Origin of the sequence: Paraburkholderia graminis (assembly GCF_003330785.1) — a bacterium.
Lineage (GTDB): Bacteria > Pseudomonadota > Gammaproteobacteria > Burkholderiales > Burkholderiaceae > Paraburkholderia > Paraburkholderia graminis.
On record NZ_CP024935.1, the window covers coordinates 878278 to 892137 of the forward strand.

11 protein-coding genes are annotated in these 13860 nt (G+C 61.7%); 4 read left to right on the top strand and 7 right to left on the bottom strand.

What is annotated here, in order from left to right:
* Positions 1–62: 62 nt before the first annotated feature.
* The 5 genes from dld to CUJ91_RS22230 all read right to left on the bottom strand — a co-directional run bounded on the left by dld (position 63) and on the right by CUJ91_RS22230 (position 6576).
* Positions 63–1802 carry a D-lactate dehydrogenase gene (gene dld / locus CUJ91_RS22210; RefSeq protein ID WP_114157147.1) on the bottom strand — a complete coding sequence of 580 codons (1740 nt, stop codon included), beginning with the start codon at positions 1800–1802 and terminating at the stop codon, positions 63–65.
* 361 nt (positions 1803–2163) lie between these two features.
* A complete protein-coding gene (locus tag CUJ91_RS22215) occupies positions 2164–3201 on the bottom strand; it encodes a porin (protein WP_244231072.1) in 1038 nt (345 codons plus the stop codon).
* A 136-nt stretch (positions 3202–3337) separates the two neighbouring features.
* A complete protein-coding gene (dctA, locus tag CUJ91_RS22220; RefSeq protein ID WP_053859247.1) occupies positions 3338–4690 on the bottom strand; it encodes a C4-dicarboxylate transporter DctA in 1353 nt (450 codons plus the stop codon).
* A gap of 90 nt (positions 4691–4780) precedes the next feature.
* Complete coding sequence (locus CUJ91_RS22225; RefSeq protein ID WP_114157150.1) at positions 4781–5713, bottom strand: substrate-binding domain-containing protein; 933 nt, start codon at positions 5711–5713, stop codon at positions 4781–4783.
* 11 nt (positions 5714–5724) lie between these two features.
* The gene (locus CUJ91_RS22230; protein WP_114157151.1) at positions 5725–6576 is read right to left on the bottom strand and encodes an amidohydrolase family protein; all 852 of its coding nucleotides are present in this window, start codon (positions 6574–6576) and stop codon (positions 5725–5727) included.
* A 140-nt stretch (positions 6577–6716) separates the two neighbouring features.
* On the opposite strand from CUJ91_RS22230, the gene CUJ91_RS22235 reads away from it, so the two are divergent.
* Positions 6717–7976 carry a LysR family transcriptional regulator gene (locus CUJ91_RS22235; RefSeq protein ID WP_114158030.1) on the top strand — a complete coding sequence of 420 codons (1260 nt, stop codon included), beginning with the start codon at positions 6717–6719 and terminating at the stop codon, positions 7974–7976.
* Positions 7977–7978: 2 nt separating this feature from the next.
* Here the strand turns inward: CUJ91_RS22235 and CUJ91_RS22240 are convergent, their stop codons facing one another.
* Complete coding sequence (locus CUJ91_RS22240) at positions 7979–8893, bottom strand: LysR family transcriptional regulator (RefSeq protein WP_114157152.1); 915 nt, start codon at positions 8891–8893, stop codon at positions 7979–7981.
* Between the two features lie 131 nt (positions 8894–9024).
* On the opposite strand from CUJ91_RS22240, the gene CUJ91_RS22245 reads away from it, so the two are divergent.
* Positions 9025–10419 carry an MFS transporter gene (locus CUJ91_RS22245; RefSeq protein WP_114157153.1) on the top strand — a complete coding sequence of 465 codons (1395 nt, stop codon included), beginning with the start codon at positions 9025–9027 and terminating at the stop codon, positions 10417–10419.
* 88 nt (positions 10420–10507) lie between these two features.
* On the opposite strand, the gene argC is transcribed toward CUJ91_RS22245, so the two are convergent.
* Positions 10508–11434, bottom strand: coding sequence for an N-acetyl-gamma-glutamyl-phosphate reductase (gene argC, locus CUJ91_RS22250; protein ID WP_114157154.1), 927 nt, complete (start codon positions 11432–11434; stop codon positions 10508–10510).
* Positions 11435–11556: 122 nt separating this feature from the next.
* Here argC and CUJ91_RS22255 point away from each other — a divergent pair, with 122 nt between their 5' ends.
* Entirely contained in the window at positions 11557–12441 is an 885-nt protein-coding gene (locus CUJ91_RS22255; RefSeq protein ID WP_006046758.1) for a LysR family transcriptional regulator, read from the top strand.
* A gap of 364 nt (positions 12442–12805) precedes the next feature.
* A complete protein-coding gene (locus CUJ91_RS22260; protein WP_114157156.1) occupies positions 12806–13843 on the top strand; it encodes an amino acid ABC transporter substrate-binding protein in 1038 nt (345 codons plus the stop codon).
* Positions 13844–13860: the final 17 nt, after the last annotated feature.

The following is a 13860-nucleotide window of genomic DNA, read 5'->3' on the forward strand; positions in this document are numbered from 1 at the left end:
CGCAAGGTCGGGAGCACCGTCCTTGCGCGCAAAAAATCTGGTGGTCTTCGCGTAACGCTACGCTAGAGCGTCTGCTGACTTACTGCGGGCCGATCCTCGCAACCGCAGCGATACGGCGATCTTCCCCAGTTGAAGAGCCGCGAGGTTTTCCCGATGCCCGGATTGAAGGAGTTAGTCGGATCCAGTTCCTCGTAGAACTGCTTGAGCGACTCCTTCGCCTCATACAGATGGCCGACGTTGTGCTCGGCCGGATACTCCGCACCGCGCGCGGCGAGTAGGGCGAGAATGTCGTCCTTGATGCGATCGCAGTCCACACCCTTCTTCACCAGATATTCCTGATGCAGCACATGGCAGAAGAAGTGGCCGCAATACATGGTGAACTCGATGTGCTTCGAAATATGCTGCGGCAACTGTTCGAACCAGTCGGTTGCATTACGCGGCAGCGCGATGTCGAGCGCCACGATGTCCTCGACGGTCCGAGAATGAACGGCCCGATAGCGGACCACTGCGCCACCAATCGTGAAGCGGTTGAGAAACGCCGCGTCGCCTTCTTCTCGCGTGCATTCGAAGTAGTTGCCCTGAGCCGTCGGAAAGCGCGACTTCAGATAAGTACGCGCTTCGTCTACACCTTCATTGCCCATCTTCAATAACAGGTGATGCTCGAAGCGATCCCGGTACTCGATGAGTCGCCGCGGCAGATGTTCGGGCAAAAGCCGGCTCGCTGCCTGCAGCAGTCTGTCACTGATGGCCGTACCAAGACCCATCTTCTCGGTCATGGCGTCGAACCGGCTCTTCGCCGCAAAGGCTAGCGGCACTTTGTCGGTGCCGAAAGCCCGAATGTAAAGGTACATGTCCTTCCCGTAGCGGCGACTGATATCGAACGCGCCACGGTGCATGTACTCGCCTGCAATCGGCAAACTTTGGAAACCGCCCAGAATATCGCGGCGGATTGATTCGAGCTCGGCCGGATCATTGCTGCCGATGTAGAACACCTGGGTGCGCTCGTCCGCCGCGAATGTGTCCAGCCGAAGGGCAAAAACCGCGAGGTGCCCCGCCGAGCCCGACGCTTCGTAAAGGCGGCGCGGGTCTGCATTAAAGCGCGCGGGAGTCGATGCCGAGATATCCCGCACGTGGGTGCTGTATTCGTGGTCGGACGCGAGAAGTCCCATCGCTGGCGGAACATCGTGCGGCAGTTCGCCTGCGTCGAGGCGGCCAAGTATGGCTTCGGCGGAATCGCCCAAATCGATTCCCAGGTGGTTTACCAGCTTTAGTTCGCCGTCGGCGGTGACGCGGGCATGTATCGAAAGCTGGGTAAACGCGGGACCGCGGCGAATGAGAGACCCGCCCGAGTTGTTGCAAACGCCTCCCGTCACGGACGCGCCGATGCAACTCGATCCGATCACAGAATGGGGCTCGCGCTTGAGCGGTGCGAGACGCCTTTCCAGTTGGTCCAGGGTAACGCCCGGCTGACAAACGACCTGTTCGCCATTGCGAATCACGTCGAGCCGGCGCAACCGCATCGTATTGATCACGACTACCGGACGATCGTAGCCGTCCGCAGCCGGCGTCGATCCGCCGGTCAAGCCGGTGTTGGCGGCCTGACAAATGACGATGACATTCGCATCATGGCACGCCTTTAGCGCCTGCCACATCTGGACCAATGTGCCAGGCTGCACAGCAGCCAATAGTGGGCCGCTGCCATAGCGATATCCCTGGCGGAAGCGCCGCGTTTCAGCCGAGCCCGTAAAGACGAACTGGCTACCGACGATGTCGCCGAGCAGACGGACAAGATCGTGCTTCATGGCGCTTCTCCGCTGATGCTTGCACGGATATACGAGTCCTCCGTGCTTCGAATGTGGTTGCGCAGTTCGGTGCAGGCTTTGCGCACATTGCCGTCGCGAATGAGTTGCATGATCTCGTAGTGCGTGTCGTGGCACGCCTGAATCGACGATTGCTCGTATGACCGGAACGGCGCGCTGCATGCCTGCGCCTATGGTTGAGATAGATATTAACAGGCGGCAGCCACAGAGCCTGCATTGATATCCACGATATCAATAGTCGATATCTCGAGGCATTGAACAATCCGATCGAATGGAAGCGAGTAGGTCTGAGTCAGCAGCGTCTTGGGCGCCTCCGAAGAAAGCACTCGGTGAAGCAGATCATTTAAAACAAATGGTCGATGCCGATGGTGAACGCGGTCTGACTCTTCACGCCGGCCGGGTTGAGCGTGCTCACCACCGCATGCTTGTACGAGGTGTAGTCGAGTTCGCTGTAAAGCGTGGTGCGCTTGGACAGCAGGTAGCCAAGCGAGAGCACTGAGAGTCCGCGCCGGCTGGACTTGTCGTTCGTTACCGTGGTCTGGTAGTAGCTGCCGCGGAAAACCAGAGTCGGCGTGATCGTCCACGAGAGGCCGCCGAACCCATTGTTCGTTACCTGGTGGGGCGTGGCTGGATTCTGCAAGTCCTCGGACATGAAACCGCCCGACAAACGCACCGGCCCGATCTTGTAGCTGGCGCCGACCATGTAGTAGCTGTCGCCCAGATAGGTCGAGCCAGTCAGTACACTGCGATGCCCATAGACGCCGCCGATCGCAACGGGACCTGTCGCATAGCTCAGGCCCACGGCGCGCGCTGCGCCGCTGCTGAAATTGCCTGCCACGCCGCCGAAGGAGTTGTCCACTTCGAACAGCAGCGGCCCGAACGTGTTCTTGTACTTCACGGCATTACTGTTTCGCGTGCCATCAGAGGCCGTGGTCAGCGGAATGATCGGCGTGAAATGAAAGCCGAACGGATCGTAAATGCTGATGATGTCATGAGCAATGGTGTACTGCCGGCCGAGATCGAGCGAGCCGAATTTCGTATGGCCGATGCCGACAAACGCCTGCCGATTGAATTCGGTGCCTGTCGTGTTATCGAACTGGCCATTGCCGACGTTAAAGCCGCTTTCCAGCAGAAAATGCGCGTTCCAGCCGTCGCCAAGGTCTTCCTTCGCGCGAAAGTCGAGCTTGTTCGAACTGTAGTAGCCGTTCGAGTTCATTGTCGTCACCGAGCCGCCGCCTTTTGCGGCGTTGGTCTGATGACGTATGCCGCCATCCACCGTTCCGTATAACTGCACGCTCGTTTGCGCGTGTGCGGGATTCGTTGCCAATGCGCCCGCAGTGGCCGAGATGCCCAATCCGATGATTTTCCAAACCTTGTCCACCGCTTGTCTCCTGATTTTCGTTGTGTTTTTAATGTACTGCTTGATACGTAACCCTAATTAAATTGCCTATTGGGATTACTTTTGATCTACTCGCCGGGACCGGCCGGCACAACGCGGACGTACCGCCGGTCCTGCGTTAGTGGCCGGCTGAAGTGCTGCCCGGCTGTTCGAGCGAGTGCGCGGTTTCGGCGGGGTTGAAACCCGTCTTCAGTTCATGGCGCAAGGCGACGCGGTCGAGTGCCTTTTCCCAATTCGCCACCACGATAGTGGCTACGCTGTTGCCTACGATGTTGGTGAAGACGAACGCGCTGGACATGGCCTTGTGAACGCCGAGAATCAGCGCGATGGATTCGACCGGAATCGTGTTCGACGCAGCCAGCGTTGCAGCAAGCACTGCGATTGCAGCGCCCGACACGCCGGCGGCTCCCTTCGACGTGAGCAGCAGCACCGCGAGCAACACCAACTGATCGTGCCAGTTCATCGGCGTATTGGTTGCCTGAGCGAGAAACACGGCGGCTGCGGCGAAGTAAAGGCACGTGCCGTCATGATTGAACGTATAGGCAGTTGGCAGCACCAGGCCAACCACCGACTTCTCGCAGCCAAGGCGTTCGAGCTTGTCGATCAGTTGCGGGAACACGGTTTCTGAAGAACTCGTACCGATTACGAGAAGCAGTTCTGCGCCGATATAGCGCATCAGGCGCAAAAGGCTGAAGCCGTTTACCTTTGCGATGGGCCACAGGATCAGCAGGAAAAAGAGCGCGCACGTCAGATAGAACTCCAGCACTAGCTTGCCGAGCGAGAGCAGCGTGCCGAAACCGAATTTGCTCACCGTGAAGGCGATGGCGCCGAACGCTGCGAGTGGTGCGATCTTCATGGTCAGGCCGATTACCCAGAACAGCGCACCGGATACCGAATCGATGAAGTCGAGCGCGGGCTGCGCGCGTTCCCCGATTGCGGCCAGCCCAAAGGCGAATAGCACCGAAAAGAACAGTACTTGCAGGACGTCACCGCCAGCAAATGCGCTGATCGCCGTGTGCGGAATGACATTGAGCAGAAAGTCGCTCGTGGTGACAACGTGATGAGCTTTCGCGACATAGGCATCGACGGCGGCCGAGTGCACGCTATGCATGTCGACGTTCATGCCGACGCCCGGCTTCAGCACGTTGATCGTTACAAGCCCCAGCACCAGCGCGAGAGAAGTCACCACCTCGAAATAGAAGAGGGCCTTGATCGCGACGCGGCCGACCTTCCCGAAGTCTTTGACGCCCGCAATGCCGCTGCATACGGTGCAGAAGATGATCGGCCCGATCAGCATCTGGATGATGCGGATAAAGGCGTCGCCGACGGGCTGCAGATTGATGCCGAACTTCGGAAAGAAGTAGCCCGTGGCGATTCCAAGCGCCATGCCGGCCAGCACCTGGAATGACAGGTCGCGATAGAACGGCGGACGTGGCTTCGGTTTCATGGCGCCCGTGCGAGGCAAGCTCATGGTGTCTCCTTGCTTAGGCCCATCCACGATGGGCTGCGGTGAAGCTTTGGCGAACTGGAGTCCGCTCGAAAACGTTGAAAGAGCCGTTATTCAGCTCGCGATGCGGCCGAGAATATCGATGCTGTCAGCGAAAATTTCGTCGACGCTCAGCTTACGCGGCAGCAGTTGCTGTTGCTCGCAGAACGCGATTGTTTCCTCAAGCGGGCCGCGCAACGCGTCGTAGCCGAACAGCAGCTTGTCGGGCTTGCCCGCGTTGTACGAGGCCACTGACGCTTTGCCGCGGCACAGCAGGTCGTACATTGCGCGCACCGCTCGCGGATGTGTATCCGCAAGCGATTGCGTCACTACCACGACGTGGTTCAGAGGCACGTAGCGATGAATCGCGTACCACGCGAGATCGGCGCTGGCCGCATCGTCGATCACGGGTTCAAGGCCGGCTTCGTCGGGCAGATCGTTGCCGAGGATGGCGGCGTCGATCTCGCCCGCGCGCAGCATCGGCAATAGCTGCTTGCCCGGCTCCGCGCGACGCACGAAGGACGGATCGCGATACTCTTCCAGATGCGCGCCCTCGGTCGTGACCCAGTCGATTTCCTCGAGCGGCACGCCATAGGTATTCGCGAGAATCGCGCGCACCCACATTGCGGTGGTCTGCGAATACGAGCGCACGCCGACTGTCTTGCCCACCAGGTTGCTTACGCCGAGCTTGCCGCGTCGAGCATTATAAATAATGCAGCCTTGCTGAAAGCGCGCGGCGACTACAGCGGGCAGCAGCACGACGGGCTTGTTATAAGCTTTCGCCTGCAAATACGTGACGATTGCCATTTCGCTGACGTCATACGCCTGGCGGCGCGCCATCGGTGCGAAGGCGCGGTGAATCGGTTCGATATCCTCGAACATCAGTTGCACGTTGGGATCGGCCAGTTCGCCATCTTTCAGCGGCCGCGTGTGCGGATAAGTCTTCAATGCAATTTTCAATTCAAGCGGTGGCATCTCAGTGCTCGCGTCCGTATATTCTTGTGTCATTGAGTCGATCCTCACGCGGCGAGAACCGGATAGACCGCGCGCGCGGTGCCGCCGAAGATTGCGTCGCGCGCGTCGGCGGGCAGCATCGCAAGGCTATTGCGCGCATCGGCAAGCAGTTGCGGCAGCGTGCCTTCGGCGGCCGGGAAATTCGAGCCCCATGCGATGCGATGTGCACCGAACGCGTCGAGCACACGCGGGAAGAATGCGTCCGGCGTCGACGCGCCGCGAGATGCTTCGGCGATCGTGCGGTTTGTGAGCTTCAGATAAACGCCCTCGTGCGAAGCGAGGCTAAAGAGCGGCGCGGCGGCTTCATACGGCGGGCCGCCCGCCAAGTCGGGCCGCGCAAGGTGATCGAGCAGGACGCGGATATCCGGAAAGCGCGCCAGCATATTCTGCAGCGCCGGAATGCCTTGTGCCGTCATCTGCAAACAGATCGAGACGTTATGGCGCTGCGCATAGTCCCACACCGGGAAGGAGCGCTCGTCGTCGAGCCAGCCTGCTTGCCCCGGCATCGTGCTGCCGGTCGTGAACAGGCGCAGGCCGGAGAGGCCCGCGTCGAGCCAGCGCTGCATCTGCATCACGGCGTCGCTTGCCAGCACGTCGATCGAAAACACGCCCGCGAAGCGGTCCGGGTGGTTTCTCACCGCGTCGACCACATAACTATTGTCGTTGCCATAAACCGTCGATGCCTGCACGACGACCGCCCGGTCAATGCTGGCCTCGTCGAGCGACGCAAGCAAGCCTTCGAAGCTGACAGGGCGTTTGGCCGACCATTCCGACTGGTGACCGCCGACGGGCGCGAGCGGATAGCGCTGCTTATCCGGGGAAATGGCGTGCGTGTGAGTGTCGATAACGACGGACATAAACGGGCTCCTTGCTGAAAACGTCTCGATCGAATGGCCTCAACTGTAAGCCTGCTGAAGCAAAACCCCTTAATACGAACTTCGGCATAAGGCATAAATTCCAGTTAAGCTGACGGCTTTCACGGGGCATGGGGAAGGCGATGGCGAAGCACCCGGACGAATCGCCCGACGACGATCTGACGCGGCTGAGGCGCTTATTTCTGTTCGATGCAGTGTGCGAGGCAGGCGGCATCGGCCAGGCTGCGACGCGCGCGGGCCGCACGCAGCCGGCCGTCAGCCTGGCAATCAGCAAGCTGGAGGCGAGTTTCGGCGGCGTGCTTTTCGAGCGGGGTTTTGGCGGCTGCGAATTGACTGCGCAAGGCGCGATACTGCAACGGCGCGTACGGCGCATGCTCGATCAGATGGAGCGCGCGGTCATGGGCCTGACGGGGCAAAATTCGTCGGCCATGAATGCGCGCAACGTCTGCCGCCATCTGACCGATACGCAAGTCCGTTGTCATATCGCGATCGCACGCGCCGGATCGGCGTCGGAAGCGGCACAGCAGCTTGGCATTTCGCAGCCCGCCGTGCATCGCGCGGCGCGGCAGATTGAGCAGACGGTCGGCGTGTCGTTATATCGGCGACGCGTGCATAGCGTGTCGGCCAATGCCGCTGGACTCGAATTCGCTCGCTGCCTGAGCCTCGCGCTCTATGAAATTGCGCAGGCGCGCGAGGAGATCGCATACGCCCGGGGACAATTGAGCGGCAAGGTGGCGATCGGCGTGTTGCCGCTGATGCCGCCGCGTCTCGTCGCACGTGTGATCCAGCGGTTGCGCGAGCGCTATCCGTCCGCGCACGTCACTGTCGATGAGGGCTCGCACGCGGCGCTGCTTCGTGATCTGCGGATGGGCACGATCGACATCATCGTCGGCGGGTTGCGTGAGCCACGTCTCACCGGAGCCGTGCGGGAGACCGAGCTGTTTGCCGATCCGTATGTGGTCGCGGTGCGTAAGGGGCATCGCCTCGCGCGTAAAAAGTCTATCGCGCCTCGAGACATCGCCAATTACGAGTGGGTCGTCCCGCAGCAGAATGTACCGCGCCGCTCGGTGATCGATTCGATCTTCGCGCGGTTGCCGATCAGGCCGCCGGTCGTCGTCGAGACGAGTTCTCTTGCGATGATGATGGCGATGCTGGTGGAAAGCGATTGCATCACACTGCTATCGCGTTCGCAGATTCGCGAGGCCTATCCGGGCAGCGAGATCGTTGCGCTCGAGTTGAAAACGCCGGAAGCCGATCGTGCGGTCGGCTACACGGTGCGGGCGGACTGGCTCGGCACAGCGGTGCAGTCGGGCTTCATCGAGTATCTGCGGCAGGAGTGCTCCGTCGATAAGGCGGAACGACTGCGACACTCCGCAACGTAGACTCAGCGGTCCTCATCCGCGCCAAACCGTTCGACCACAAAATCGATGAAGCTTCGCAGCTTAAGCGACATCTGCCGCTCGCGCAGATAAAGCAGACTTAGCTGCCGCTCGGGCGCCGAATACTCAGGCAGTACTTTGCGCAACCGCTTCGCGCGCAGATCTTCGTCGATGAGAATTGCCGGCAGCATCGCGATACCGAGGCCACGCAAAACGGCCTGGCGCAACGCCTCGGCGTTGTCGATTTTCAGGCGGCCATCTACTGGCACGCTCGCGCGACCGTCCCGTCCATGCAAGATCCATTCGGCCTGTGCCGCGTGCCATTCCGAACGCGGCGGATACGCATACGTCAGGCACTGATGCGCCGAGAGTTCATCGGGCGTCGCGGGACTGCCATGCGCCTTCAGATAAGCCGGCGACGCGCACAGCACCAGCCTGTACGGCGTGAGAGGCCGTGCGACCAGGTCCGGGTTGGCCAGCGCACCGATACGGATCGCCGCTTCAAAGCCATCGTCGATAAGATCGGAGAGTGCGTCCGTGGCGACAATGTCGAGCTTCACCTCGGGATAACGCGCGCAGTAATCCGCGATCGCCGGAATCAGGCATTCGTTGCTGAACACGATGGGTGCGGTGACGCGCAGGCGGCCGCGCGGCGTCGCGAGATGGTCGAGCGCGAGCTGCTCGGAATCGTCGATCAACCCGAGAATCTCGACGCAACGTTGGTAATACGCCTGCCCGAACGCGCTGACCTGCTGCTTGCGAGTCGTGCGATGGATGAGGCGCGTGCCGAGCCGCGTCTCCAGTGCCTGCAGGTGGTTGCCAACCATGGTCGGCGAGAGCTCGCACGCTACCGCGGCTGCCGTCAGACTGCCGGTTTCCACCACCCGCACGAATACGGTCATCGCTTTGAGAAGATCCATTCCCCCATAATAATTGGTTCTGTTGCCATTCGCCGTGCGTTTATCAATTTTTGCGAAGGTAATAGAGTGTGTCCACGCTCGACGCGCGGGCCAGTCCGGCTCGCTTCGCGCCATTCCATGCACGGACATTCATGCGCACACCCATCCGCTCATCCAACCGGTCTCCAAGACTCGCGCTGCTCGCGACCAGCCTTGGCTTCGTCATCATCTGTCTCGACGTCACGGTCGTGAACGTTGCGCTAGCGAGGATGCGCGACGGCCTGCAGATCGACTCGACGGCGCTCGAGTGGGTCGTCAACGCATATACCCTCGCGTTCGCGAGCTTGCTGCTCACGGCCGGTGCATTAGCGGATCGTCTGGGAGCGCGGCGCGTCTTCGTTGGCGGCTTCGCGGTTTTCACGTGTGCGTCGATCGGCTGCGCGCTATCGGATGGCGCGGGCATGCTCGTGGCGTCGCGTGCAGTGCAGGGCGTGGGCGCGGCGCTGTGCGTGCCGTCGTCGATGGCGCTGCTGGGCGCGGCGTTTCCGGACGCGGATGCGCGCGCCAAGGCCGTCAGCATCTGGGCGGGCACGGCGGCGTTAGCGCTCGGTGCCGGGCCGCTGGTGGGCGGGTTGCTGGTCGACCGGTTCGGTTGGCCTTCCATCTTTCTGATCAACGTGCCGATTGGCGTGGCGGGCATCTGGCTGACGCTCGCTCATGCGCCCGAAACGCTGCGTCATGCAGCGCGTCGAATCGATCTGGCCGGGCAGACGCTCGCCGTTGTCACACTGGCCGCGCTGACGTATGCGGTCGTCGAGAGTGGCCGGCTCGGATGGACGAGCACGATCGTGCTGTCGGGGCTCACGATATCGGTCGTCATGGCTGCGCTGTTCATCACCGTCGAGGCGCGATCTGCGCAACCGCTGTTGCCGCTCGCGCTGTTTCGCAGCGCCGCGGTGAGCGTGAGCGCGCTGACGGGGTGGTCGCTGAACTTCGGGTACTACGGCCTGATGTTCGCGATGAGTTTGTTTTTCCAGAGTGTGCGCCACGACACGCCGCTTGAAACCGGCCTCGCGTTCCTGCCGATGACTGCCGTAGTGACAGTCGCGAACCTTGTATCCGGCAGGCTCACCGCGCGCTTCGGCTATCGCCTGCCGATGCTCTATGGTCAAGCATTGGCGGCGCTCGGCTACCTTGCGCTCGTGTTCGTGCACGCGGACAGCAGCGCGCTGGCGATAGCGTTGCCGTTACTGGCTGTGGGCAGTGGAGTTGCGCTCGCGGTCCCATCGATCAACACGGCGGTGCTCACGCATGCCGGGCCGTCCCGCGTCGGGATCGCGTCGGGGGTGCTGAACAGCGCACGCCAGATCGGCGGCGTGGTCGGAGTCGGAGTGTTCGGCTCGCTGGTCAGGCCCGAGTCCAACGATATCGTTGCAGGGCTGCATATCGCGGTGACCCTCGCGTTTGCGACGACGCTCTTAAGCCTCGTGGTGGCCAGGACGCGGCTTGAACAACGCCAATCTGCCATCGCGAAATGTGCTGGTTGAAGCTGCGTCATGACAATGCGAGCGCGAGATTCCCGACACTCGTTGAACGCACTTGCGGCCGACCGTTAGCTCGAGCCATCGGCGACTATTACCGGCCCAGCATCAGGTCCAGGTTCTGAACCGCAGCGCCGGATGCGCCTTTGCCGAGATTGTCGAAAACCGCGGACAGCAGGACATGTCCGTGTTCCATGTTAGGAAATACGCTTAAGCGCATGTCGTTCGTACCGTTCAACGCTTGCGGATCCAGATGCGTCAAGACCCCCGATTCATGCAGCGGCGAAACATCGACATGCGCTGCGTCCGCATAGTGGCGTGCGAGGCATGCGTGCAACTTCGCGCCGTCCACATCGGGTCCGAGCAGCCGCAACTGGAGCGGCACCGTCAGCACAATGCCCTGGCGAAAAGCACCATACGCAGGGACGAAGATGGGCCGCTGCGCGAGTCCTGCGTGCGTCTGGATTTCCGGGGTGTGCTTGTGCGCGAGTTCCAGGCCGTACACCTGGAACGGAGGCGCGTCGACGGCATCTTGTCCCTCGTGTTGCTCGACGCCGGCACGACCGCGTCCGGAGTAGCCGGACACTGCATGAATGCTGATGGGGTAGCTGTCTGGTATCAGCCCAGCCTGCAACAGCGGACGAAGCAATCCGATTGCCCCCGTCGGATAGCAGCCGGGATTGGTGACCCGGCGGGCGCTCGCGATGCGCTCGGCTTGTCCCGGCGTCATTTCCGGGAAGCCGTATGTCCAGCCCGGCTGTGTCCGGTGCGCCGAGCTTGCGTCGATAACTCTGACGGCAGGATTAACGATGGCGTCCACCGCCTCGCGTGCGGCGGCATCGGGCAAACAGAGAATGGCGATGTCGCAGGCGTTGATGGCTTCCGCGCGACGGCGCGCATCCTTGCGGTCGGCGGCGGGGAGCGTGAACAGCGAGATGTCGGTCCGATCGCGCAGCCGTTCGTGGATCTGCAGTCCGGTAGTGCCTTGGTCGCCATCGATGAAAACAAGGGGAGCGCTCATACGCGGAATACTCCGAGTGGTGGCTAAGGGAAGAATGAGCCCTATGTTCCCTGAGCGGATAGAATAGGGAAAGTTGAATTTGATGACCATAAAGTTCAGTTTTCCTGAATCGGGACGCCGACATGCGAGAGATCAGCCTGGACCGCCTGCGCACTTTGATTGCGATAACCGAGCGTGGCTCATTTGCCGACGCAGCGCGCGCATTGAATCTCGCCCCTCCGACGGTCAGCCTCCATATCGCCGAACTGGAGGACCGCATCGGGGCGCCGCTCCTGTCACGCAAGCGCGGGCAGGTAAGGCCGTCGGCGATAGGAGAGGTGCTGGTGGAGCGCGCGCGTCGACTGCTGGCCGATGCGGAGCAGGCGTTGGACGATATTCAACGCCAGGTGCAGGGGCTTGAAGGGCGCGTGCGGCTCGGTGCGTCGACCGGTGTGATCGCGTACCTGTTGCCGCAAGCGCTCGAGGCGCTGCGCCAGCGCAATCCCGCAATCGACGTTCAGCTTGCGGTGCTCACATCGCGTGAGACGCTGTCCCGATTGGCGGATGGAACGCTGGATGTCGGGCTGGTCGCACTGCCTCAGCCTCCCGTGGCCGGACTCGCGATAAAGGCCTGGCGGCGTGACCCCGTGATGGCCTTCGTGCCGGCGCATTGGCGCTGTCCCGCCCGTGTAACGCCTGCATGGCTTGCCGCACAGCCTCTCATTCTCAATGACGCGACCACGCGGCTCTCGCGCTTAACGGCGGAGTGGTTTGCGACCGCGGGGCATCATCCTGCGCCGCGCATTCAGCTCAACTTCAACGACGCAATCAAGAGTCTGGTAGCGGCAGGTTACGGCGCAGCGCTTTTGCCCCACGAGGCGACCACGCCATTACCCGACAGGCGCGTCGTCATGCGTCCGCTGCGCCCGGCGTTGTGGCGCCGACTCGGCATTGCACACCGTGCCGGGCACGTTGAGCGTGCCACTCAACACGTACTCGATGTCTTGTGGGATCTGCGATTAGCGTAGGCGGTTGTCAGTGCCGTTTCGGTTCGGCCTCGCCGGGACAGCACGCGACTATCCCGTCATCGGACCAAAGTCCGATACAACATTCGTATAGACCCATATAGGCTGGAAGCACATCTGCTTTCGCACTGTCGTCGCACGCAGTTTGCTCAACGTACAGGACCAGACCGCCGGCTCGCGCCAGTCATGCACGCTCCGGAAGGAATCCGCATGCGCGTCCATCTCGCTGCGCCCTCAGTTGCTTTGTCGATTGCTTTGTCACTCGCGGTGTCCGGCTGCAATACGCCGCCGATTACAGATAGTCAGCGGTTGCCGTCGGACCGCATCTGCATTGATGGTCTCTTACAGGCAGCAAGAGGACACAATCATGGCGGCCGCGAGTCCGATTGCCGGTGCAGTACTGCTGGGTCTGTGGCTCTCGCTGGCGAGCGTGCCTTCAATTTCGAATGCCGCCGATGGCGAAGCCCTGGCGAGCGTGAAGACTCGTGGCGTCCTGCGTTGCGGTGTTAGCGAAGGCGTCGCGGGTTTCTCCGCTCAGGACGCCGCCGGGCAATGGTCGGGTATCGATGTCGACTTCTGCCGGGCGTTGGCAGCAGCAGCGCTTGGCGATAGCCGCAAGGTCGCGTTCGTGCCGTTGAAGGCGTCGGAGCGGTTTCCCGCACTCGAGACGCGGCGAATCGACGTACTGTCCCGCAACACCACCTGGACTTTGCTGCGCGAAGGCGCACTCAAGGCGCAGTTCGCAGGCGTGCTGTTCTACGACAACCAGGCTTTCATGGTTCCGGCCGCAAGCGCATCGCAATCGGCTGGCGCGTTGAAAGGGGCAACGGTGTGCGTACAGAAAGACACGTCTACCCTTAGCCATCTCATCGCGTATTCGGATGCAAGCGGGGCGGACATCAAGCCTCTCGTGGCGGGTTCCGCGGACGAGGCGAGGCGGGCATTCTTCGCGGGCCGCTGCGCCGCCTACACAGCGGACGCATCGTACCTTGCCGCGCTGCTTCTGCACGCACCGGGCGGCTCGCAGGCCTTCGCGATCCTTCCCGAGCGGATCTCGAAAGAGCCGCTTGGGCCCGTCGTGCGCGGGGGCGATCAGGCATGGCTCACGCTCGTGCGTTGGGTGCTGCTGACGTTGATAGGCGCCGAAGAGATGGACGTGACGCGGGAGAACCTTGAGATTCGCCTGCGCAATCCATCGGTATCCAGGGCTCTCGTGCCGGACGACACGGTGACCCGCTCAATCGGCGTTGAGCCTGGCTGGACCGTGCGAGCTCTCGAAAGCGTGGGCAATTACGGGCAGATGTTCGATCGCAACGTCGGCGCGCACAGTCCTCTCGGTCTCGCGCGCGGAACGAACGACTTATGGACCCGTGGCGGCCTGATGTACGCGCCGCCCATTCGTTGAATCGCGCGAGGGCTGGC

What these genes read in the sequence shown, in the direction of transcription:
- dld (WP_114157147.1), bottom strand. Translation starts at nt 1,802, where the DNA reads ATGAAGCACGATCTTGTCCGTCTGCTCGGCGACATCGTCGGTAGCCAG.
- dctA (WP_053859247.1), bottom strand. Translation starts at nt 4,690, where the DNA reads ATGAGCTTGCCTCGCACGGGCGCCATGAAACCGAAGCCACGTCCGCCG.
- CUJ91_RS22225 (WP_114157150.1), bottom strand. Translation starts at nt 5,713, where the DNA reads ATGACACAAGAATATACGGACGCGAGCACTGAGATGCCACCGCTTGAA.
- CUJ91_RS22230 (WP_114157151.1), bottom strand. Translation starts at nt 6,576, where the DNA reads ATGTCCGTCGTTATCGACACTCACACGCACGCCATTTCCCCGGATAAG.
- CUJ91_RS22235 (WP_114158030.1), top strand. Translation starts at nt 6,717, where the DNA reads ATGGCGAAGCACCCGGACGAATCGCCCGACGACGATCTGACGCGGCTG.
- CUJ91_RS22240 (WP_114157152.1), bottom strand. Translation starts at nt 8,893, where the DNA reads ATGGATCTTCTCAAAGCGATGACCGTATTCGTGCGGGTGGTGGAAACC.
- CUJ91_RS22245 (WP_114157153.1), top strand. Translation starts at nt 9,025, where the DNA reads ATGCGCACACCCATCCGCTCATCCAACCGGTCTCCAAGACTCGCGCTG.
- argC (WP_114157154.1), bottom strand. Translation starts at nt 11,434, where the DNA reads ATGAGCGCTCCCCTTGTTTTCATCGATGGCGACCAAGGCACTACCGGA.
- CUJ91_RS22255 (WP_006046758.1), top strand. Translation starts at nt 11,557, where the DNA reads ATGCGAGAGATCAGCCTGGACCGCCTGCGCACTTTGATTGCGATAACC.
- CUJ91_RS22260 (WP_114157156.1), top strand. Translation starts at nt 12,806, where the DNA reads ATGGCGGCCGCGAGTCCGATTGCCGGTGCAGTACTGCTGGGTCTGTGG.